This window comes from Caldalkalibacillus uzonensis (genome assembly GCF_030814135.1).
GTDB classification, from domain to species: Bacteria; Bacillota; Bacilli; order Caldalkalibacillales; family Caldalkalibacillaceae; genus Caldalkalibacillus; species Caldalkalibacillus uzonensis.
Window position 1 is genome coordinate 1 of the sequence record NZ_JAUSUQ010000012.1, and the last position, 21252, is coordinate 21252.

Here is a 21252-nt window from a genome sequence, read left to right on the forward strand (position 1 = left end):
TCACACCCGTTCCCATGCCGAACACGGAAGTTAAGCCCTCCAGCGCCGATGGTACTTGGGGCGAGAGCCCCCGGGAGAGTAGGACGTTGCCAGGCTGGACAAACCTCGTGAGAAATTCTCGCGAGGTTTTTAGTGTAAAAAATCTTGTCTGACATTTATTTTTAGCATCAATTACCCAGGGCTCGTTGATTTATTTTAATCATATCAAAAACATTGGCAATTTTGGTATGATTAAATAAACATCTAAAAACTAAGAGGGGGATAGTTTAGTGGATTATAGGGACGAGGTGCTGTGGAATCAACTGTTTGATGTACGTCAGTATACGTTGCAAATTGTTGAAAATATAAGTGAGAGTATGATCGATATCATTCCCGCTGGACACCATAACTCCATTCGTTGGAATATTGGCCACATCATATATGATCAGGATGTTTGGTTTCATCATTTCATGAAGGATGATATGGATGTGCCTGGATATTATCGGCATTTCTTTGATTTTGGGACGAGTCCTTGCACCTGGAAGCAGGAGCCCCCTGCTTGGAGAGAGCTGGTAGAAGAACTCCGTATCCAACCACACCGTTTAAAAAAGAAATTTGCAGGCAGACTGGATGAACCCTTACAGACCACAACAGAATTAGGAATGGGCAAACTCGGTGAAGTGATTCCACGCACGTTATATCACGAATGGTATCACTTGGGGGTTATCCAGTCCATCAAGCGGTTTGCTGATAGCCGACCAGAAGATGGGGTGAAATAACCATGAGGAAGATCGAGCACATCGAGCACAGGATTAGAGCAAAGCATGATTAACATTATTAAAGAAATGGGGTATGTTTAAACACCTCTTTAATCTCTTTTAAGTAAGATTCCCTCTGCTTCAAGGGCTTGGCAAGCTTCATCTATCCGTTTGTCATCATTGGCTTCTACCGTATGCAGGTGTACACCTTCCGTCAGAGAAGAAAGCAGTTTGGCCTGGTTGTCTTGCACTTTACGCAAGAAATCATGCACATCCTTTTTTGATTCAACCATTAATGAACCCTGAATTTGGCCATAAATCGGGTGTTCAACGATCACATCAACAACTTTAACACCATGCTCCACCAAAATGGTTAACTCCCGCTCCGTTTGCTCAAATGCATGCTGACAAGCAATGACGCGCCGTTTGGGCTGAGGAGATGGGGAGCTAAGATACAAATAACCTTGGGGAGTGGCCACGATAGGTTCATTTTTCGCTTTTAAAAGTGCGATATCCTGCACAATGACTTGGCGGCTCACACCGGTTTCCTCAGCAAGAAAGGTACCAGTGAGGGGTTTTTTCTTGGATTTTAATAACTCTAACAAATAGTGGCGCCGTTTGTCTCCCAGCAATTTAGACATGTGCTTCATGGTCACCTCCAGGCATGCCTGTAAAAAGCTTTAACTGAAGATAAGTGTAAAGGGATCAATACCGGTTTGCAACCTATCTTGATCTTGGTTGTTAAGATAAAGCATGACTGCTTCTGAACGTGCGGATAATCTCTTTTATCTGCTGCAGAAAATAATGGATATCTTCACTCGTTACTCCTCGTCCCAAACTGATGCGCACGGCTTGTTTGGCTTGCTCGTCGTTATAGCCCATGGCCAGCATAACATGGGACGGGGCCCAGTAGTGAGCATGACATGCTGAGCTGGTAGAAACGGCAATACCCTTTTTGGACAGTTCCTGCATCAGGGCCTGACCCTCGATTTGCTGACACAAGAAATGAATATGGGTTGGCAAGGCTAAAGAAGCGGGAACCGTCAATTGAATGCCAGGCAGGGCTTGCAATCCTTCTCTTATTGTTGTGTTCAGTTTAACATACCGGTTCCAATCTTCTGGCTGCCGTTCATGGCTCTGTTTTAAAGCATAGGCGGTACCTATGAGACCGGGTACATTCTGTGTGCCCGAGCGCCAGCCATACTCTTGTCCCCCTCCATGGAGCAAGGGAGAAAGGCGGACGCCCCTCTGCACATACAGCCCTCCAACACCTTTCGGTCCGTAAAATTTATGGGCGGAAAAGGAGAGCAAATCCACTCCCCACTCTTCCACTTGAAAAGGAATTTTCCCCAGTGTCTGTACCGCGTCACAATGAAAGAATGGTGTTTTCGTTCCCTGTTTCAAACGTTTGGCTTTTATGAGTTGACCGATGGTGTCAATGGGTTGGAGGGTGCCCACTTCATTGTTGGCGTGCATGACGGAGACTAGAATCGTGTGCTCGGTTAACATTTGTTCCAGCTTGTACAAGTTGATTTTCCCCTGGCTGTCAACCGGAATATAACTGATGGTAAATCCTTGTTTTTCAAGAGCGGTACAGGCCGACAGAACGGAATCATGCTCAATGGCACTGACCACAATATGCCGCCCTTGTTGTTGGTACATGTGAGCAACACCCTTGAGAGCCAGATTGTTAGCTTCCGTTCCTCCGCTGGTTAAGACAACCTTCCCCTGATTAGCCCCTAATAGATGGAGAATCTCCCTTTTTGCTTGATGCACGGCTTCGTCAGCCCGGTCACCAAAGAGATGCAGACTGCTCGGATTACCAAACACATTCAAGCAATAAGGTTTCATGGCCTCCCACACGTGTGGATCTACCGGGGTCGTGGCTGCATGATCAAGATAAACATAACGTGGCATCCCTTCTAACCTCCAAATAAAAATGGGTGGTCAAAAATTAAAGTTTTGTTTTGAGTATAGGCAAGGTAAACAACATATGTCAAGACACCTGTGTTGACATATGTCAACACCCCCACTATAATGAGTCTAAATAAGACAGGATCGCTTTCATGTCATGGACACAACCTTATGTCAAAGGACGAGAAACTATGAAATCTTATCAAACGGATGTACTGGTTATAGGCAGTGGCATTGCCGGTTTGTATGCCGCTTTACAACACAGTGAATACGCCCGGGTGATGTTGGTGACCAAATCGGCTTGGCCAGAGAGTAATTCCAGCCAGGCCCAGGGCGGGATTGCGGTTGCCATAGGGGAAGGGGACTCAGCTGAAGCGCATGTGGAAGATACCCTTCGGTGTGGATGCGGCATCAATGACCGTGAAGCTCTGAATGTACTAATGACCTACAGTTTTATGGTACTAGAAGACTTATGTCGTCTGGGTGTTCCTTTTGATGCGGATGAAGCGGGCCAGCTTAAGCTTGGCCGGGAAGGGTTTCATTCATTTCCCAGGATTATTCATGCAGGGGGAGATGCCACTGGGGCTGCCATCGTGAACACTTTGATGCAGCGGGTACGGGAAGAACCCCAGATTTCCATTTATGAAGAGGCATTTGTTGAACAATTGGTGGTGGATGGAAACCGTTGTGTGGGTGCCATATTGTTTGCCCGGGGCGAGCATATCCTGGTGCAAAGCGCTGCTGTCGTTTTGGCTGCCGGTGGTTGCGGCCAGCTTTACAAGGAAACAACCAACAGTTTGTTCAGTACAGGAGATGGCATGGCCTTGGCCTGTGAGGCCGGGGCAGATCTGGCTGATATGGAATTTGTGCAGTTCCATCCCACGGCTTTGGCTGTACCCGTACATCCAAAACCCTTGGTCTCAGAAGCGGTACGGGGTGAGGGGGGCGTGTTGATCAATGATGACGGATACGCCTTTATGCCGGAGTATCATCCCTGGGGTGATTTGGCTCCGCGGGACGTGGTGGCCCGTGCCATTTTTGACCAGCAGCAAAAAGGACAGCACGTCTATTTGGATACGCCTCGTCTCGGACCGGTCTTTGGGGAGCGTTTCCCCACGATTTACCGGCGTTGCCTTCAACTTGGCTTTGATCCCGTTAAACAGCCGCTACCTGTCACCCCTGCTGCTCACTTTATCATGGGCGGGGTTTGGACGGATGAGTGGGGGCTCACGTCACTGGACGGATTGTATGCTTGCGGAGAGGTGGCGTGCACAGGTGTACATGGGGCTAATCGTTTGGCCAGTAATTCTCTTTTGGAGGGTTTGGTCTTTGCCAAGCGCATTAAGGAGGCACTTCAACGTGATATGGTAAGGAGACCGGCCAACATGACGGCCAGGGATGTAGTCCCCCGCTTTACAGCACAGCACTACGCTTTCTCTTTCGAGCAGCTAATAAGTCATCAGGCAACACGCAGACTGCAACAGCTGATGTGGGAGGCTGCCGGATTGGTGAGAACTGAAAGCGGGTTACGGCGACTGGAAGCGACGCTTCGCCAGTGGGAAGCTATCTGGGCTCACCATCATCCCGTGTGGACCAACATGGCCCGGGTCGCTTTGGCTATTACCCGAGCGGCTCTGGAACGAACAGAAAGCAGGGGGGCTCATTTTCGGGCGGATTACCCTTACGAACAAGAGGTATGGCAACACAAACGGACAAGGTGGAGGAGGGGCAAAGATGAATCCTCTCTTGTTGGAGGAACAATTGAAACAAGCGCTCAGTGAAGATCTGGGTTTTGGGGACCGGACTACGGAGGCGGTGGTACCGGAGGAACAGTGGGCCAGCGGTGTGGTGATGGCTAAAGGAAAAGGGGTCATGGCCGGTTTGCCTGTTTTTGAACGGGTGATGCAGCTAGTTGACCACCGGGTGGAAATAACGCCTCTCGTTAAAGAGGGTGAGCGTGTTGAACAAGGGACATCTGTGATCCGTATACAAGGACCAACGCGGGCCATTTTAACCGGAGAGCGTGTGGCGCTCAATTTTTTGCAACGTTTGTCTGGCATTGCCACTGTGACGCGCCAAGCTGTTGATTTAGTTAAAGCCTACGGGACCAAGATTGCTGATACCCGCAAGACCACACCGGGTCTACGCATGTTGGAAAAATATGCAGTCACCGTTGGAGGTGGAATTAATCACCGCCTGCGGCTGGATGACGCTGTGTTAATTAAAGATAACCATATTCATGCCGCGGGTGGGCTAAGTGAGGCAGTGCATCGGGTAAGGGAAAAAATGGGTCACACCATCTTTATCGAAGTGGAAACGGAAACCCTCGCGCAGGTGAAGGAAGCTGTGGCACTGAAGGTAAACGGCATTTTGTTGGATAACATGACCGTTCCCCAATTAAAGGAGGCAGTTGCCCTTATTCCTACTTCGATTATCAGTGAAGCTTCCGGCAATATGCGCCTGGATCATTTGGAAGCTGTGGCCCAAACCGGGGTACAGGTGATTTCTATCGGCTGGCTGACTCACTCTGCTCCATCCCTTGACCTTAGTCTTAATTTGGATGGCAGCATTAAAAAGTGAAGGGGGATCACAATGGCACATTCACAGATAACATCCTCTTCCATCTCGCCGGAGATGTTTTATCAATGGCCAGTGGATGAGATGGAAGCACGGGTGAGAGTGATTAAACAAGCCTTAGGGGATCAACTGGTTATTTTGGGTCATCACTATCAAAAGGATGAAGTGTTCCAGTTTGCTGACTTTACGGGGGACTCTTTAAAGCTGGCCCAACTGGCGGCCCAGCAGCACCAGGCATCTTACATCGTGTTTTGTGGTGTTCATTTTATGGCGGAAACAGCGGATATTTTAACCTCTGAGAACCAAACAGTGATCTTGCCTGACTTAAAAGCAGGCTGCTCTATGGCTGACATGGCCGATGATGAGCAGGTGGAAGAATGTTGGGAACTGTTAACGGGGCTGTTTGGTGAAACCGTTGTACCCATGACCTATGTGAACTCCACAGCGGCTATTAAAGCGTTTTGCGGACGGAACGGGGGCTTAACGTGCACCTCTTCCAATGCCAAAAACATGTTTCAGTGGGCTTTCAGCCACAAGGAGCGCATCTTGTTTCTGCCTGATGAACATTTAGGGCGCAACACAGCCGCCAGCCTGGGTATTCCATTGGAGGAGATGGCGGTTTACAATCCTCTGACCAGGGAACTGGAAGACGTCCAGACAAAGCTGGACCAGATTAAGGTCATCTTGTGGAAAGGTTTCTGTTCTGTCCATCAGCATTTTAAGCTGGAACATGTTCAGCGGGTCAGACAAAGGGATCCGCAGATCAAAGTGCTGGTTCATCCCGAGTGCAATTATGATGTGGTCTGTGCCGCTGATGACAGCGGTTCAACGGAGTATATCATCAGGCAGGTGCAAAACGCACCACCAGGCTCCAAATGGGCCATCGGCACAGAAGTGAATCTGGTGCAGCGCTTGGCCAAAACCCACCCTGAGCAGACCATCCGCCTGCTTAACGATATGATCTGTCCCTGTTTAACCATGAACCGGATTGACCTGCCCCACCTGCTGTGGGCATTAGAGAGTATTTATCAAGGGGATAATGTCAATCCCATTCGCGTTGAAACAGATGTTGCCCGAGAGGCCCGCATTGCCCTTGAGCGAATGTTACAAAACTCTTAAAACAAGTTGAGCCACAACCCCTCTGTCTATGATTTAAACACGGTGCTTTCCTGGAGAACTGAGCACATAAATGGCAGCAGGCATAAAACATAACACCATCAGCAACACAGCCAGTCCCTGATGGGTAAAGAAAGAGAAAACAAGCATAAAAAAAGCGAAGAAAGCAAGGCGCCCCACACACAGCCAAAATTCCCGGTACACCAAGAGTTCCATCATTTTGGTGAGCGGGTTGGCCTTGGCCCTCTCGACCTGGTGACGGATCGTGGCAAATTGGTTGGTGTATGATGGCACCCACAGCATAGGCAAGGAAATAGAGATCACCGCGTTAAATACAATAAAGGTGAGCGGAGAAGGAACCCATAGCGTCAGGGTCACCACTGTTGACACCAGCACACCAAGGGAAGCAATCATATGATGAAAACGTGCTAACAACTGGTGCCCTACGATGAAGTAAGTGAGCACACTAAGTAAAGCAAACAGCATGTTCCATTCACCCACATGCCACTCATTTTGCAAAAAAAGATAGATAAAAATACTGAGTGACATATGTACAAAGGCAAAGAAAAAGCCGAATGAAGCAGCAGACAATCCCACATACCCCATCCGCCGGTTAGCTGGCATAACAAAACCCCTACGCCGGTAGGCTTGAGGAATACGCACCCGTGGTGTAAGCACGCTGCTTACTGTTTGACAGCCTAAAATGGACAGAGTCGTTATCAAAGCGGCATCATACCCCTGATGATAAATGATCCACCCCGCTAGCGGAGGGGTGAGCAATTGAGCCAGGCCATTAATGATATATTGCAGGCTCATCACCCAGGATAAACCATCTTGATCACTAAACCACAGGGAATAAAAATTAAGTCCGGCAAAAAACAAGCCAATGTACAGGCCGTTCAGCGCTCCTGCCAAACCGATAGCCACTAGCTGATCAAAGGTTCCCAGCAATAAATAGAGATACAAAGTGCAAGCAGCCACCGATGAAAGCAGAAAATTGAGGCGGCTGCCCAGCCGGTACATCAAATAAGCACCTAAGACAAACCCGGCAAAAGTAAATGCAAAAGAACACATTTGGAAAAAACCCAGCAGCACCAAGCTGGCATGCTGTTTCCAGACAAAAATGTTTAAAAACAGGGTAGAGAAAGAGTAGGCTACAGCAAAAAAGCTAAAAGTGCCGAACATAAAGAATAAGGGAACCTTCATCCTTGGACACATCCTTTGCTTGTACACATGTATATGAGCAAAGGAGGACTGGCATGCAGAGGTTGGCTCCCTTCTCGGAAAATATTATGGTATAGTTATGCATAATCTTTATTAAACTGTTTTTATACATGACACCAGACCGGGGAGGGAATGTGGAGTGGAACTTTTGCACGAGTGGTGGATGTGGATTCAGGATGCCCATTACCTGGAGATTACATTGCGTTTACTGCTGGCTACCTTACTTGGCGGCTTGGTTGGCCTGGAAAGGGAGCAAAGCAACCGCCCGGCCGGTTTCCGGACTCATATTTTGGTTTGTGTGGGCTCGGCTTTGATCATGCTGATCTCCATATATGGCTTTGAGGAATATATTAAAGAGAGAAGCCAGTACGGCTATGTGGTGGCTGACCCGGCCCGCCTGGCTGCCCAAGTGGTCAGCGGCATCGGCTTTTTGGGAGCAGGCACCATCCTCGTGCATGGCTTTGCCATTCGTGGCTTAACTACAGCGGCCTCGCTGTGGGTTGTGGCTGGCATCGGGCTGGCCTTAGGAGCAGGTTTCTACTTTGGTGCCATTCTGTCCACCGGGCTGGTACTGTTGAGCCTGATTGTCTTGAACCGCTTTGAATCGGTCGTGCTGCACAAGAGTTATTTTCACCGTCTGGTGATCAAAGTGGAGGATCAGCCAGGAAAGTTAGGGGAGATTGCCACCACACTCGGTGAGCAAAATGTGAACATCCGCAAGTTGTCGATAGAGGAGGCCGGCCAGACAGATCCTGGTACGGTGCGCCTGGTGCTTAATATTCGTATTCCTAATACGGTCTCCATGGCCATATTAGTGGATCAATTGCGAAATTTGGATGGTGTCAAAGAGGTGAGCATCGATAAATAACCGCAAAAAAGGGCTGCCTCCAGTTAACATGGAGGGAGCCCTTCTGGTATTCCATTATTTCATTTTTGGACAGTTCAACCATTTCCGCTACAGAGGGAGGCACTCCCTTTCAGTCTTTGGGACTAGTGCCCATGACGAAGAATATGGCGTAATGGGCTGGAAGAAGCGGCTGACTTTCTGTCGTGTGGGCCAGTACCTTGTCGGAAATGACAAGAAAAAATGTGAATAAGATGCTACACATAAATCCCTATGTTTGAACCACACTAAGAGCGGGAAAAATTTTGGTAAGGAGACTTGCATTTTGGGGTGGTATTACATATAATTTAAGTAAAGTCAAAGATAGTCAAAGTCAAAAACCTCTGTCCGGCCGCTGTGTGCTGCTGGAATGGTGGTCAGAGGTGTCCATTCACCTCAAGTCAATCCAGCTTGGAGGTTGACCAGGCACAATGAAAAACATATCGGATATCATAGAGCACTATTTAAAAAGCATTTTGAACAGAAGCAAAAAGGGATATATTGAAATTCAACGGAGCGAACTGGCCGATAAATTTCAATGTGTTCCCTCTCAAATTAATTACGTGATTAAAACCCGTTTTACTGTTGAAAAAGGTTATGTGGTAGAAAGCAAGCGAGGAGGAGGCGGGTTTATCCGTATTCGCAAAGTGAGGGTTGTGGATGAGCAGCGGTACTTGCAAACCTTGCTGCACATGATAGAGGACGACATTTCCCAAGCCGCTGCTGAGGGCATCATTAACCGCTTGCAGGAGACCGATTTGATCACGGAGCGTGAGGCCCGCCTCATGAAAGCTGTGATTCAGCGCAATGTCCTCCCCTTTGATGTGCAGGTGCGGGACCATCTGCGGGCCAAGCTGCTCAAAGCGATGATGGTATCCCTCATGTATCAGTAATCATATATGCTTGATGAATTCCTTGTTAACAAAGGAGTGATAGGGCAATGCACTGTCAAGAATGTGGTGAACGTCCGGCTACTTTACACTTTACCAAGATTATCAACGGTCAGAAGACCGAGATTCATCTGTGTGATGTGTGTGCCAAGGAAAAAGGGGAAGCACTTCCTGGTCTGAACAACAGTTTTTCCATCCATAATCTGTTATCGGGATTGCTTTCCTTTGATCCGTCCGGTGGATCGGCTGAGACCGCCTATGCCCAGCCCTTGCGTTGTGAACGGTGTGGCTTAACCTATGCCCAGTTTTCCAGAAGCGGGCGGTTTGGTTGCGCCCACTGTTATCGTGTCTTTGGCGACCGGCTGGAGCCATTGTTTAAGAAAGTGCATAGCGGTAACGTCAGTCATCATGGCAAAATTCCCCGCCGCTCCGGCTCACGACTGAAGTTAAAACGGGAAATCAACGTGAAAAAGCAAAAGTTACAGCAGGCGGTGGCCAATGAAGAATTTGAGCGGGCCGCCGAGCTGCGAGACGAGATACGTGAGTTGGAGAAACTATTGTCTCAAGAATGAGGAGGGGCGAAGTATGTCGCTACAACGCTTTATTAATCAAGCTTTAAGTGACTGGATGAAAGGAGGCGGGCCTGACGAAGATATTGTCATCTCCAGCCGCATCCGTCTGGCCCGCAACTTGACGGATATCCCCTTTCCCCTGATTGCCACCCGTGAACAACTGGAACAAGTGGTGGCCAAGATGGACAAAATACTGGAAAAAAGCAAAAACAATCAAGCCTTGGGAACCTTGGAATTGTTGCGCATGGAGAACTTGAGCTCCCTGGAGAAAAAAGTGCTGGTGGAAAAGCACCTGATCAGTCCCCACCTGGCTGAGGAAGCAAGGGCAGGCGCTGTGATTTTAAGTGAGAATGAATCGATCAGCATCATGCTCAATGAAGAGGACCATTTGCGCATCCAGTGTCTTTTTCCTGGTTTCCAGCTGAACGAAGCCTGGACCCAGGCCAACAGCATTGATGACTGGCTGGAGATGAATGTGGACTTTGCCTTTGATGAAAAGCGTGGTTATTTGACCAGTTGCCCAACCAATGTGGGCACCGGCTTGCGCGCCTCGGTGATGATGCATCTGCCAGCTTTGGTCATGTCCCAGCAAATGAACCGCATTTTACCGGCGATTAATCAGCTGGGTCTGGTGGTACGGGGCATTTATGGTGAGGGTAGTGATGCCCTAGGAAACATCTTCCAGATTTCCAATCAGATTACTCTGGGCCGTTCTGAAACAGAAATCATTGAGGATTTGGGCAATGTGGCTAAGCAATTGATTGAACAGGAAAGGCAGGCACGCAAACGGCTCTTGGATTCGTCCCGCCTGAAGTTGGAAGACAGAATCTACCGTTCCTACGGTATTTTAGCCAATGCCCGGGTTATAGAGAGCAAAGAGGCCATGCAGCGTTTGTCAGACGTGCGTTTGGGTATTGATCTGGGCTTGATTCAAGGTGTCTCATCCACCATCTTAAACGAGCTGATTGTCTTGACCCAGCCCGGATTTTTGCAACAGTATGCCGGGCAAATGTTGTCCCCTGATGAGCGGGATATCAGGCGGGCAAAATTAATCCGGGAGCGTTTATTAACACAAGAAATTTAATATATCAATAACAAAATGGAGGTGTTTGCAGATGATGTTTGGACGTTTTACGGAGCGTGCACAAAAAGTACTGGCCTTGGCTCAAGAAGAAGCGATGCGTTTAGGGCATAACAATATCGGCACAGAACATATCCTGCTTGGACTTGTCCGTGAAGGGGAAGGGATTGCTGCCAAAGCCCTGCAAGCTTTAAATCTGGATATGGAAAAAATCCGCAAAGAAGTAGAGACATTGATCGGCAAAGGAATGGAAACAACGGACAACATCCATTATACCCCCCGGGCCAAAAAAGTGATTGAGCTGTCCATGGATGAGGCCCGGAAGCTGGGCCACACTTACGTGGGCACAGAACATGTGCTGCTGGGCTTGATTCGTGAAGGGGAAGGCGTGGCGGCCCGAGTGTTAAACAATCTGGGTGTCAGCCTGAATAAAGCCAGACAGCAGGTGCTGCAGCTGTTGGGCTCCAATGAAGCGATGACCACCGGTCCTCAGGGAGGACAGGGCGGCGCAGCCAACACGCCTACGCTGGACAGCCTGGCCCGTGATTTGACGGCCATTGCAAAAAACGATGAGCTGGACCCTGTCATTGGCCGCAGCAAAGAGATTGAACGGGTTATCCAGGTGCTCAGCCGCCGGACCAAAAACAATCCTGTACTGATCGGGGAACCGGGTGTTGGTAAAACCGCCATTGCCGAAGGGCTGGCCCAGCGCATTGTCAATAACGAAATTCCCGAAACCTTGCGAGGCAAACGGGTCATGACCCTGGATATGGGCACCGTGGTGGCTGGCACCAAATACCGTGGCGAATTTGAAGACCGCTTGAAAAAAGTAATGGATGAAATCCGCCAGGCTGGCAACATCATTTTGTTTATTGATGAGCTGCATACCCTGATCGGTGCTGGCGGTGCGGAAGGGGCTATCGATGCCTCCAACATCCTGAAACCGGCCTTAGCCCGCGGAGAGCTGCAGTGCATTGGGGCCACCACCTTGGATGAATACCGTAAATACATTGAGAAAGATGCTGCCCTTGAACGGCGCTTTCAGCCCATTATGGTTGACCCGCCCTCCATCGAAGATGCGATTTTGATCCTGAAAGGTTTGCGTGACCGTTACGAAGCGCACCACCGGGTCAAAATTACCGATGAAGCCATTGAACAGGCGGTTAAGCTGTCTGACCGGTATATTACCGACCGTTTCCTGCCGGACAAAGCCATTGATCTGATCGACGAAGCGGCCTCCAAGGTACGGCTCAAGTCCTACACCGTGCCGCCTAACCTAAAAGAGCTGGAGCAAAAACTGGAGGAGATTCGCAAGGAAAAAGATGCCGCTGTCCAAAGCCAGGAATTCGAAAAAGCAGCTTCCTTGCGCGATACAGAACAAAAACTGCGTGAAGAACTGGAAAAAACAAAGAACGACTGGAAGGAAAAACAGGGTCAGACAGACTCTGAAGTGACGGCCGAAGACATTGCCGACATTGTGGCCAGCTGGACAGGTATCCCGGTGAAAAAACTGGCTCAGGAAGAAAGCGAACGCTTGCTTAACATGGAAGACATCTTGCATCAGCGGGTCATTGGGCAGGACGAAGCGGTTAAAGCCATCTCCAAAGCGATTCGCCGTGCCCGGGCCGGTCTGAAAGATCCGAAACGCCCCATCGGCTCCTTCATCTTCCTTGGACCGACCGGTGTGGGTAAAACCGAGTTGGCCAAAGCAGTGGCTGAAAGCCTGTTCGGGGATGAAAATGCGGTGATCCGCATTGACATGTCCGAGTATATGGAGAAGCATACCACTTCCCGCTTGGTGGGCTCACCACCGGGCTATGTGGGCTACGAGGAAGGCGGCCAGCTGACGGAAAAAGTGCGACGCAAGCCATATTCCGTGATTTTGCTGGACGAAATTGAAAAGGCCCATCCTGATGTATTCAATATCTTGCTGCAAGTCCTGGAAGATGGGCGTCTTACCGATGCCAAAGGACGCACAGTGGACTTTAAAAACACCGTCATTATCATGACCTCCAACGCAGGGGCCGAGCTGTTGAAAAAAGGCACCACACTGGGCTTCCAGGCTGACAGTGCGGAGCAAAACTATCAAAACATGAAGGATAAAGTGATGGGTGAACTGAAGCGCATGTTCCGCCCTGAGTTTTTGAACCGTATCGATGAAGTGATTGTCTTTCATTCCCTGGAAGAAGAGCACCTCATGCAAATTGTGGATCTCATGGCCAAACAATTGCAGAAGCGCTTAAAAGAGCAGGATATCGAGTTCTCCCTGACCGATGCTGCCTTGCGCCATATTGTCAAGGAAGGTCACGATCCGCAATATGGGGCCAGACCATTGCGCCGGGCTCTACAACGCATGGTGGAGGACCGCCTGTCCGAAGAATTGCTACAGGGCAACATCAGCAAAGGTGATTCAGTCTTGATCGATGTAGAAGACGGGCAACTGAAAGTGGTTAAAAAAGAATCTGTTCAGTAAGCCGCATCATTGGCTTTTGCTGGCACCACAGGCTCTGCAAAAGCCAAGTTTTCTTTAATTTAATTTGTAAAAGTGATACATTTAACATATAGATAATCATACATATCAGGTGGAACGTGATGGCCAAGAAAAAAACAACGTTTGTCTGCCAGGAATGCAGTTATGAATCACCAAAATGGATGGGACGCTGCCCGGGATGCAATACCTGGAATAGTATGGTCGAAGAGCGCATAGATTCTGTACCATGGGCGGCTGGAAAGGGACCTAGCTCAAGAGAGAAGAAGGCTAGTCCCGTACCTGTTACCCAGATCAAGGCTGTGGAAGCCCCCCGCTTACCGACAGGCGTCGGGGAATTTGACCGGGTTCTCGGCGGCGGTGTGGTGCCCGGTTCCCTGGTGCTGTTTGGGGGTGATCCTGGTATCGGCAAATCCACATTATTGCTGCAAATGGCTGGGATCCTAAGTGAACAGGCCCAGCGTGTCTTATATGTGTCGGGAGAGGAATCCCTCAAACAAATCAAAATGCGTGCCGACCGGCTGGAAATTGGGGCTGATGATCTTTTTATTTTGACTGAGACCCAGATTGATGAGATTGAGAAGCATATTAATCAGGTAGAGCCTCAAGTGGTGGTCCTCGATTCCATTCAAACCGTCTACCATCCTGATGTCACCTCCACACCTGGCAGTGTGGCTCAAGTGCGGGAATGTACAGCCGCTTTAATGCGGATCGCCAAAATTAAGGGGATTGCCGTATTCTTGGTTGGACATGTTACTAAGGAAGGGGCTATTGCCGGGCCCAAAATTTTGGAGCATATGGTTGATGCAGTGATTTACTTTGAAGGAGAACGGCATCATACGTATCGTATTTTGCGGGCCGTCAAAAACCGCTTTGGCTCGACCAATGAAATCGGCATTTTTGATATGCATGAGTCAGGACTGCGTGAAGTGGTCAACCCTTCTGAAATGTTTTTGGAGGAACGTGCCCATGGAGCGGCTGGTTCCATTGTGGTGGCCAGCATGGAAGGAACGCGCCCCGTTCTTGTTGAATTACAAGCTTTAGTGACACCGACCAGTTTTGGCACGCCGAGACGAACGGCAACCGGGGTTGATCATCTGCGTCTTGCGCTGATGCTGGCTGTTTTAGAAAAGCGGGTTGGCCTTTTGCTGCAAAATCAGGATGCTTACATCAATGTGGCTGGTGGTGTGAAGTTAAATGAACCGGCTCTGGACTTGGGCATGGCCATCAGCCTTGCCTCCAGCTTTCGGGACAAACCTACCAGTCCCTATGATGTGGTCATCGGCGAAGTGGGTTTGACCGGGGAAGTCAGAGGTGTATCCCGCATTGAGCAGCGCTTGGCGGAGGCGCGGAAGTTAGGGTTTAAGCGGGCCATTATACCGTCTAAAAATACAGTGGGATGGGAGTTGCCCAGTGGCATTGAAGTGATCGGTGTACAGTCGGTTAAAGAGGCCATAGAGGTTGTACTAGAGGGGGAGACGATATGACAGAGAAAGAAAAGCATGATCAAACAGCAGCCGTCTTAAAGCTTGTGGCGCCTGGAACTCCTTTGAGAGAAGGGTTGGAGAACGTGCTGCGGGCCAAAACAGGCGCCCTGATTGTCATCGGCTACAGCAAAGAGATGATGAACATGGTGGATGGCGGCTTTTCAATCAACTGTGAATTTACGCCGGCCAACCTGTACGAACTGGCCAAAATGGATGGCGCCATTATTCTCAGTCAGGACGCCAAGCGCATTTTATTTGCCAACACCCAGCTTGTCCCTGATTCGTCTATTCCTTCCCGTGAAACCGGTATACGCCACCGCACGGCAGAACGGGTGGCCAAACAGACGGGGCATTTGGTCATTTCCATCTCTCAGCGACGCAATGTGATCACCTTATACCAGGGCAATTTCCGCTATGCTTTACGGGATATCGGCGTCATTTTAACCAAAGCCAATCAAGCGATTCAAACATTGGAGAAATATAAAGCTGTCCTGGACCAGGCTCTGACCAATTTGAGCGCTCTGGAATTTGAAGAGCTGGTTACCTTGCATGAAGTGGCCATGGTGATCCATCGCATCGAAATGGTATTGCGTATTAAAGCGGAGATCAACCGCTACATCCATGAACTGGGGACGGAGGGCCGTTTGATCAGCATGCAGCTGGCAGAGCTGGTCTCCAACGTGGAAGAAGAGACCTATTTATTGTTAAAGGATTATTGCCGCAATCAGGATGAAGATCCGGCCCGTATTTTAAGCGAATTGAAAAAGCTGTCCTCCGATGAGCTCTTGGAAAACAACATGATTGTGCGTTTGCTCGGTTACTCACCCAATGTGAATGCCCAAGAAGAACCTGTCTCACCCCGGGGATACCGCATTTTACATAAAATCCCCCGCCTGCCCAGTGCCATTGTGCACAACTTGGTAGATAAGTTTGAAGAGCTGCCCCAGGTGATGATGGCCTCCATTGAGGAACTGGATGAAGTGGATGGGGTTGGTGAAGTCAGGGCCAGAACAATCAAGGAAGGATTATTGCGGATTCAAGAACAAATGTTCATTGATCGTCATATTTAACTAGCAAGGTGGGGACATATCATGATAACCAGAAGTATTCCAAGCTTGTTTACATTGGGTAATTTATTTCTAGGCATGATGGCCATTCTATTGGCCATTCAGGATGAACCCCGCTATATTGACTATGCTGCGATCTTAGTCATCATCGGCATGGTATTGGATGGATTGGACGGCCGTATGGCCCGCATGTTGAATGCCGCCAGCGACTTTGGCAAGGAGTTGGACTCTTTATCTGATATCGTCACATTTGGGGTTGCCCCCAGTGTGATCATGTACCTGGTTGTTTTGCATCAACTGGGGCCATGGGGGATTGCTATCACAGCCTTATTTCCTATTTGCGGTGCGCTCAGGCTGGCCCGGTTCAGTGTTCAGCCCGGTATACCCGGTTTTTTTGTAGGGTTGCCCATTACGGCCGCAGGAGGGGTTTTGGCTACTTTCGCTTTGTATCACTCTATTTTCCCGCCTTTGTTTTTGCCCATCGGTATGATTATTTTATCGTTATTGATGGTGAGCCGGATCAAATATCCTAACTTTAAAAAGGTAGGTGTGCCCCGGGCGGCTTTTTGGATCACCCCGCTCATCATTGGAGCCGTGGCTCTATTGGCTTATCGTTTTCCGTCCGAGTTTCCCAAAATCGTTTTTATTCCTTTGGTTGGATATGCAGCTTACGGAATCAAAAAAAGCATTGAAAAAAGCTGGCGGCACAAAGTGAAAAAGAAGCGTGACAACCACCTGGGACGCCGCTGAGCATTTAGTACGAAAAAAGTTCGTACTTTTTGCCTAGGAAAGGTTGACGAGAGACAGCTATTTGTGCTAACATCTTTATTTTGTTTGACAATCTTATTTGAGATATGATATCCTAAATTTGGAATCCTTGTTCATCATTTTCACTGAACCGCTCTTTGGCCAACCAAAATAGGAACACCAAGAATGGCTCATGCGTCCCCTATGGGCGCATTTTTTTCAAAGTGGGCGAATAATATGCTTGAAATGAGGTTTTGATTTGGAAATTTTGTTAATAATGATAGAAGGAGGTGACAGCCATGTTAAAACGGATGATACAAGTTTTCCTGGCTTTTGTTGGCGCCATTTTAGGTTTTTATTTCGGGGCGCAAGTCATGGCCATGTTAGAAACGCTATTAAATCTGGGTTTATCCGATTCCTTGATTGAGGAAAGTGTGGTCAACGCAATTATATATGCTCTTTTAGGTGCGGTTTTATTTGGTTTACTATCGGTGTGGTTGGCTGAATACGTTGTCAATGTGATGAGCTGGGCTGAGGAGCGCCTGCTTAAAACGCCTGTGGCTGATTTGTTTTTTGGGGTCATGGGCCTGATCGTCGGCTTGCTGATTGCATTTCTGCTCAGTTTTCCCTTCAATAACATTCCGGTCGCCAGCCAGGTGTTGCCCGCCTTGTTTGCCATCTGTTTCGGTTATATCGGATTTCAAATTGGTTTTAAGAAGCGCGACGAAATGATTACGCTTTTCACACTGGGGCGCTTGGGCAAAGAAAAGAAAGCAAATACCCCAGAGGGGGGCGACCACAAGATTTTGGATACCAGTGTGATTATTGATGGACGCATCGCTGACATCTGCCAAACGGGGTTTATTGAAGGAACCATCGTCATCCCCGGATTTGTGCTGGAGGAGTTACAGCATATTGCTGATTCCTCTGATGACTTAAAGCGCAACAGAGGCCGCAGAGGATTAGATGTGCTCAATCGCATTCAAAAGGAAAAGTCAGTTAAAGTGCTTATTTATGAAGGGGATTTTGAGGATGTACATGAGGTGGACAGCAAATTGATCCGCCTGGCCAAAGTGTTGAATGGTAAAGTCGTGACCAATGATTTCAATCTGAATAAAGTGTGTGAGTTACAAGGTGTACCCGTGCTGAACATTAATGATTTGGCCAATGCTGTTAAACCTGTTGTCCTGCCAGGTGAAGCACTGACCGTCCAGGTGATCAAAGACGGAAAAGAGCAAGGACAGGGCGTGGCTTATTTGGATGATGGCACGATGATTGTAGTGGAAGGTGGCCGGGAGCACATTGGCAGCAAAATTGATGTGTTGGTGACCAGTGTGCTGCAAACCTCGGCAGGACGGATGATCTTCGCCAAACCCAAAGTGTATGAAAAGGCCTTATAATGTGATGAAGTACCATGGCTGTTGCCTCGGCAACAGCCATTTTTTCTCTGTTGGTCCGGGATATCTTTTGCTACAATAAAGTAAGCTAGGAAGGAGAATATGATGAAAGTCAGTGGGATTATTGTGGCTGCCGGGAAGGGTAGGCGCATGGGCTTGGGCAAAAACAAGGCCTTTTTGGATTTAAACGGAAAACCGCTGTTGATACACACTTTGTCCCGTTGGCAACAGTTTAACTGCATCACAGAGCTCACCGTTGTTGTGGGGAAAGAGGATTTGAATTTAGTCCAAGAACTGGTTAAACAGCATGGTTTGAGTAAAGTGAGCCAGGTGGTGACTGGCGGGAAAGAGCGCCAGGAAAGCGTCTTTCTCGGTTTACAAGCCGCAGGTAAAAGCAAACCGGATATCGTTTTGATTCATGATGGTGCCCGTCCATTTGTGACCGAGGAACATGTTGGGCAGTTGGTGGATGCTGTCCAGCAGCATGAGGCAGGCGTTTTGGCTGTTCCGGTCAAAGATACAATCAAAGTGGCAACAAATGGGCTCATTGAGAAAACCTTGGAACGCTCCAGGTTGTGGGCGGCCCAAACACCGCAAGGGTTTAGATACGGGCTGATCATGGAAGCCCACCAGCAAGCTAGACGAGAGAACAGGGAGGCAACGGACGATGCGGCTTTGGTGGAAGCAATGGGCCGCGCTGTCTATATTGTCCCGGGAAGCGAGTATAATATAAAATTGACAACACCCGAAGATATTGAGTTGGCCCGTTCCATACTGAAGAGGAGTGAAGAGCATGATGATGCGAATAGGACAGGGCTTTGACGTGCACCAGTTACAGGAGGGGCGTCCCCTCATCATTGGCGGTGTTAACATCCCTTACGACAAGGGATTGTTGGGCCATTCAGATGCCGATGTTTTATTGCATGCCATTAGTGACGCCATCCTGGGTGCCATTGGAGAAGGAGACATTGGCCGGCATTTTCCAGACACGGACCCGGCTTACTTCAATGCTGATTCCTATCAGCTGTTGTGTCAGGTGTGGCAGTTGGCCCAAGAAAAAGGATATTCCCTGGGTAATGTGGATGCCACCATCATCGCCCAGAAGCCGAAGCTGGCCCCGTATATTCCCCAGATGGTGAAACGTGTCGCCAAAGCTTGCCAGGGCAAGGAAACACAGGTTAATATTAAAGCAACAACGACGGAAAAGCTGGGTTTTTGCGGCCGGGAAGAGGGGATTGCTGCTCAGGCCGTTGTCCTCTTAATTGGTACGCCTTGACGATGGGCCTGTTGGACATGCTATGATTATATGTTGGAAGGTGAAGCTGATGAAACAAGTAAGAGTGCGCTATGCGCCAAGCCCAACCGGGCATTTACATATAGGCAATGCCAGAACGGCGCTGTTTAATTATTTATTTGCCCGCCATTACCAGGGCCAATTTGTCATTCGCATTGAAGATACGGACCAGAAGCGCAACGTGGAAGGTGGTGAAATCAACCAGCTGAACTATCTGAAATGGCTGGGGATTGACTGGGATGAAAGTATTGACAAGCCCGGTGCCTATGGTCCTTATCGGCAAAGCGAGCGCCTGGACATTTATCGGCAATATGCCCAAATGTTGATGGATCAAGGTTTGGCTTATAAGTGCTATTGTACGGAAGAGGAACTGGAGAGAGAGCGTGAAAGGATGAGAGCGCAAGGCATCATGCCGCGCTATTCCGGTAAATGCCGAAATCTGACGGCGGAAGAACAGCAAGCCTTGGAAGCGGAAGGCCGAAAGCCCAGTATCCGTTTCCGGGTTCCGGAAAACAAAACGTATACCTTTAACGATATGGTCAAGGGACCGATTAGTTTTGAATCCAGTGATTTTGGTGACTTTGTCATCGTTAAGAAAGACGGCTGGCCCACCTATAACTTTGCCGTTGTCGTGGACGACCATCTGATGGAGATTACCCATGTGCTGCGTGGGGAAGACCATATTTCCAACACGCCACGGCAAATGATGATCTATGAAGCTTTGGGGTGGGAGATCCCCACGTTTGGTCACATGACCCTGATTGTCAACGAAAACCGTAAGAAGTTAAGCAAGCGGGATGAAACGATTATTCAGTTTATTGAGCAATATCACGAGTTAGGTTATCTACCGGAAGCCCTGTTCAATTTTATTACGCTGTTGGGCTGGTCTCCAGCAGGGGAGGAAGAGATTTTTTCCCGTGAAGAATTTATCCGCATGTTTGATGAAAAACGCCTGTCCAAAAGCCCGGCTGTGTTTGACGCCAATAAGCTGGCTTGGATGAACAACCATTATATTAAACAGCTTTCAGCCGATGAAGTGGTTGAGCTAGCGCTGCCTTATTTGCAGAAGCAAGGTTATTTGCCGCAGGAGTTGACACCGGAGCAACATAAATGGGCCACACAGCTCATTCTCTTATATCAGGAGCAGATGCGTTACGGAGCCGAAATTACCAAGCTGGCCGCTCTGTTCTTTAAGGAAGAGATCACTTATGACTCCGAAGCGATGACCATCTTAAGCGAGGAGCAAGTACCGGCTGTCTTGCAATCGTTTTTAGCGCAGGTGGAGCAAGTGGATCCGTTTGAGGCGGATAACATCAAGCAAGCGATTAAGGCGGTTCAAAAAGAAACAGGAGCAAAGGGCAAGAAACTGTTTATGCCCATTCGGGTCGCCTGTACAGGTCAAGCCCATGGCCCGGATTTAACCCAGTCGTTAACCTTATTGGGCCGGGATAAAGTCCGCTCCCGTCTGCGGGAGGCTTTAAAACAGCTGCAAACCGTTTAATATTCGTGTTATAATCACCATAAAACTTTGACACTTTGACGCATAAACTAATAGCATCCATACCAGGACAGCGGCTCAGGCTAGCATATGGCAACGCGATGAGAAGGAAGAGTACCATAAAGGACCGTGTCCCAGAGAGAGCTACCCATGGCGGATCAGGACGCTATGCGGCTGGAAGTAGCTCACACCGCTTTATGGGAATGCCCCTTCGAGTGCAAAGTTGAAGGTGAACCAGTAAACTTTGCCGGGAGACCCCCGTTATCACAATGAAGAGAAA

Annotated in this window: 19 protein-coding genes, 1 rRNA gene and 1 other annotated feature (1 of these 21 only partly in view); of the genes, 17 read left to right on the plus strand and 3 right to left on the minus strand. The window is 48.8% G+C overall.

What is annotated here, in order from left to right; all coding sequences use genetic code 11:
- Both rrf and J2S00_RS14485 read left to right on the plus strand, forming a co-directional pair.
- Window positions 1-95, plus strand: a 5S ribosomal RNA gene (rrf, locus tag J2S00_RS14480); the annotation flags it as partial.
- Window positions 96-269: 174 nt separating this feature from the next.
- A complete protein-coding gene (locus J2S00_RS14485; RefSeq protein WP_307341248.1) occupies window positions 270-758 on the plus strand; it encodes a DinB family protein in 489 nt (162 codons plus the stop codon).
- Window positions 759-847: 89 nt separating this feature from the next.
- Here the strand turns inward: J2S00_RS14485 and J2S00_RS14490 are convergent, their stop codons facing one another.
- Entirely contained in the window at window positions 848-1387 is a 540-nt protein-coding gene (locus J2S00_RS14490; RefSeq protein ID WP_307341251.1) for a transcription repressor NadR, read from the minus strand.
- A gap of 91 nt (window positions 1388-1478) precedes the next feature.
- Window positions 1479-2654, minus strand: a complete 1176-nt coding sequence (locus J2S00_RS14495) for a cysteine desulfurase family protein (protein WP_307341254.1) — start codon at window positions 2652-2654, stop codon at window positions 1479-1481.
- Between the two features lie 188 nt (window positions 2655-2842).
- Here J2S00_RS14495 and nadB point away from each other — a divergent pair, with 188 nt between their 5' ends.
- Genes nadB through nadA form a run of 3 tightly spaced genes read left to right on the plus strand, consistent with a single transcriptional unit; the run spans window position 2843 to window position 6347 of the window.
- A complete protein-coding gene (gene nadB / locus J2S00_RS14500) occupies window positions 2843-4432 on the plus strand; it encodes an L-aspartate oxidase (RefSeq protein ID WP_307341257.1) in 1590 nt (529 codons plus the stop codon).
- Window positions 4386-5231, plus strand: coding sequence for a carboxylating nicotinate-nucleotide diphosphorylase (gene nadC, locus J2S00_RS14505; protein ID WP_307341260.1), 846 nt, complete (start codon window positions 4386-4388; stop codon window positions 5229-5231). Before nadB ends, nadC begins: the two co-directional genes overlap by 47 nt.
- A gap of 12 nt (window positions 5232-5243) precedes the next feature.
- Window positions 5244-6347: a quinolinate synthase NadA gene (nadA, locus tag J2S00_RS14510; RefSeq protein ID WP_307341261.1), complete on the plus strand. Its 1104-nt coding sequence runs from the start codon at window positions 5244-5246 to the stop codon at window positions 6345-6347.
- Window positions 6348-6380: 33 nt separating this feature from the next.
- On the opposite strand, the gene J2S00_RS14515 is transcribed toward nadA, so the two are convergent.
- A complete protein-coding gene (locus tag J2S00_RS14515; RefSeq protein WP_307341263.1) occupies window positions 6381-7550 on the minus strand; it encodes an MFS transporter in 1170 nt (389 codons plus the stop codon).
- A gap of 157 nt (window positions 7551-7707) precedes the next feature.
- On the opposite strand from J2S00_RS14515, the gene J2S00_RS14520 reads away from it, so the two are divergent.
- The 12 genes from J2S00_RS14520 (at window position 7708) to gltX (ending at window position 20975) form a co-directional block, all read left to right on the plus strand.
- On the plus strand, window positions 7708-8436 hold the full coding sequence (locus J2S00_RS14520; protein ID WP_307341265.1) for an MgtC/SapB family protein: 729 nt from the start codon (window positions 7708-7710) through the stop codon (window positions 8434-8436).
- Window positions 8437-8882: 446 nt separating this feature from the next.
- The gene (locus tag J2S00_RS14525; RefSeq protein ID WP_307341268.1) at window positions 8883-9344 is read left to right on the plus strand and encodes a CtsR family transcriptional regulator; all 462 of its coding nucleotides are present in this window, start codon (window positions 8883-8885) and stop codon (window positions 9342-9344) included.
- A gap of 47 nt (window positions 9345-9391) precedes the next feature.
- On the plus strand, window positions 9392-9913 hold the full coding sequence (mcsA, locus tag J2S00_RS14530) for a protein-arginine kinase activator protein McsA (protein ID WP_307341270.1): 522 nt from the start codon (window positions 9392-9394) through the stop codon (window positions 9911-9913).
- Between the two features lie 13 nt (window positions 9914-9926).
- A complete protein-coding gene (gene mcsB / locus J2S00_RS14535) occupies window positions 9927-10997 on the plus strand; it encodes a protein-arginine kinase McsB (RefSeq protein ID WP_307341272.1) in 1071 nt (356 codons plus the stop codon).
- A 31-nt stretch (window positions 10998-11028) separates the two neighbouring features.
- Window positions 11029-13467, plus strand: a complete 2439-nt coding sequence (clpC, locus tag J2S00_RS14540) for an ATP-dependent protease ATP-binding subunit ClpC (protein ID WP_307341275.1) — start codon at window positions 11029-11031, stop codon at window positions 13465-13467.
- Window positions 13468-13586: 119 nt separating this feature from the next.
- A complete protein-coding gene (gene radA / locus J2S00_RS14545; protein ID WP_307341278.1) occupies window positions 13587-14969 on the plus strand; it encodes a DNA repair protein RadA in 1383 nt (460 codons plus the stop codon).
- Window positions 14966-16039 (plus strand): DNA integrity scanning diadenylate cyclase DisA, encoded by a 1074-nt coding sequence (gene disA / locus J2S00_RS14550; protein WP_307341280.1) that lies wholly within the window; start codon window positions 14966-14968, stop codon window positions 16037-16039. The genes radA and disA overlap by 4 nt, the downstream gene beginning before the upstream one ends.
- Before the next feature lie 21 nt (window positions 16040-16060).
- The gene (pssA, locus tag J2S00_RS14555; protein WP_307341283.1) at window positions 16061-16786 is read left to right on the plus strand and encodes a CDP-diacylglycerol--serine O-phosphatidyltransferase; all 726 of its coding nucleotides are present in this window, start codon (window positions 16061-16063) and stop codon (window positions 16784-16786) included.
- A gap of 296 nt (window positions 16787-17082) precedes the next feature.
- A complete protein-coding gene (locus tag J2S00_RS14560; RefSeq protein ID WP_307341286.1) occupies window positions 17083-18183 on the plus strand; it encodes a PIN/TRAM domain-containing protein in 1101 nt (366 codons plus the stop codon).
- 99 nt (window positions 18184-18282) lie between these two features.
- Entirely contained in the window at window positions 18283-19002 is a 720-nt protein-coding gene (gene ispD, locus J2S00_RS14565; protein WP_307341290.1) for a 2-C-methyl-D-erythritol 4-phosphate cytidylyltransferase, read from the plus strand.
- Window positions 18974-19456, plus strand: a complete 483-nt coding sequence (ispF, locus tag J2S00_RS14570) for a 2-C-methyl-D-erythritol 2,4-cyclodiphosphate synthase (RefSeq protein ID WP_307341293.1) — start codon at window positions 18974-18976, stop codon at window positions 19454-19456. The genes ispD and ispF overlap by 29 nt, the downstream gene beginning before the upstream one ends.
- Window positions 19457-19502: 46 nt before the next feature.
- Entirely contained in the window at window positions 19503-20975 is a 1473-nt protein-coding gene (gene gltX / locus J2S00_RS14575; protein WP_307341656.1) for a glutamate--tRNA ligase, read from the plus strand.
- An 89-nt stretch (window positions 20976-21064) separates the two neighbouring features.
- Window positions 21065-21252: a binding site (T-box leader), on the plus strand (it continues 104 nt past the right edge of the window).

What these genes read in the sequence shown, in the direction of transcription:
- clpC (WP_307341275.1), top strand. Translation starts at nt 11,029, where the DNA reads ATGATGTTTGGACGTTTTACGGAGCGTGCACAAAAAGTACTGGCCTTG.
- J2S00_RS14490 (WP_307341251.1), bottom strand. Translation starts at nt 1,387, where the DNA reads ATGAAGCACATGTCTAAATTGCTGGGAGACAAACGGCGCCACTATTTG.
- disA (WP_307341280.1), top strand. Translation starts at nt 14,966, where the DNA reads ATGACAGAGAAAGAAAAGCATGATCAAACAGCAGCCGTCTTAAAGCTT.
- J2S00_RS14525 (WP_307341268.1), top strand. Translation starts at nt 8,883, where the DNA reads ATGAAAAACATATCGGATATCATAGAGCACTATTTAAAAAGCATTTTG.
- nadA (WP_307341261.1), top strand. Translation starts at nt 5,244, where the DNA reads ATGGCACATTCACAGATAACATCCTCTTCCATCTCGCCGGAGATGTTT.
- ispD (WP_307341290.1), top strand. Translation starts at nt 18,283, where the DNA reads ATGATGAAAGTCAGTGGGATTATTGTGGCTGCCGGGAAGGGTAGGCGC.
- mcsB (WP_307341272.1), top strand. Translation starts at nt 9,927, where the DNA reads ATGTCGCTACAACGCTTTATTAATCAAGCTTTAAGTGACTGGATGAAA.
- nadB (WP_307341257.1), top strand. Translation starts at nt 2,843, where the DNA reads ATGAAATCTTATCAAACGGATGTACTGGTTATAGGCAGTGGCATTGCC.
- J2S00_RS14515 (WP_307341263.1), bottom strand. Translation starts at nt 7,550, where the DNA reads ATGAAGGTTCCCTTATTCTTTATGTTCGGCACTTTTAGCTTTTTTGCT.
- nadC (WP_307341260.1), top strand. Translation starts at nt 4,386, where the DNA reads ATGAATCCTCTCTTGTTGGAGGAACAATTGAAACAAGCGCTCAGTGAA.
- radA (WP_307341278.1), top strand. Translation starts at nt 13,587, where the DNA reads ATGGCCAAGAAAAAAACAACGTTTGTCTGCCAGGAATGCAGTTATGAA.
- J2S00_RS14560 (WP_307341286.1), top strand. Translation starts at nt 17,083, where the DNA reads ATGTTAAAACGGATGATACAAGTTTTCCTGGCTTTTGTTGGCGCCATT.
- ispF (WP_307341293.1), top strand. Translation starts at nt 18,974, where the DNA reads ATGATGATGCGAATAGGACAGGGCTTTGACGTGCACCAGTTACAGGAG.
- J2S00_RS14495 (WP_307341254.1), bottom strand. Translation starts at nt 2,654, where the DNA reads ATGCCACGTTATGTTTATCTTGATCATGCAGCCACGACCCCGGTAGAT.
- pssA (WP_307341283.1), top strand. Translation starts at nt 16,061, where the DNA reads ATGATAACCAGAAGTATTCCAAGCTTGTTTACATTGGGTAATTTATTT.
- mcsA (WP_307341270.1), top strand. Translation starts at nt 9,392, where the DNA reads ATGCACTGTCAAGAATGTGGTGAACGTCCGGCTACTTTACACTTTACC.